General features: G+C 52.9%; 1 protein-coding gene. It reads left to right on the forward strand.

Translation table 11 applies throughout. The features are described 5' to 3' along the window. Positions 1 to 213: cation transporter dimerization domain-containing protein (locus KB213_RS12520; RefSeq protein ID WP_456306883.1), on the forward strand; the 213-nt coding region annotated here is incomplete at its 5' end. Positions 214 to 221 lie beyond the last annotated feature (8 nt).

A 221-nucleotide genomic window follows, 5' to 3' on the forward strand; every position in this document is an offset into this window, starting at 1 on the left:
GCCAAAGTCGAAGCAGCGCTGCGCGCACTTCCCGTCGTGCAGGACATTCACCACCTGCTTGTTTGGCCAATGAGCACCACAGAAACCGCACTCACCGTTCATATTTTAAGAGACCCGGACATCCACACCATCTCCTATGCACACATGATTGATACCGACCGCACGCAGTTGCGCAAACGATTCAGCATCGTCCACCCTACGTTCAAAATCTAAGATGCCCA

The sequence above is a fragment of the Neokomagataea anthophila genome (assembly GCF_018122595.1).
Classification (GTDB): Bacteria; Pseudomonadota; Alphaproteobacteria; order Acetobacterales; family Acetobacteraceae; genus Gluconobacter; species Gluconobacter anthophilus.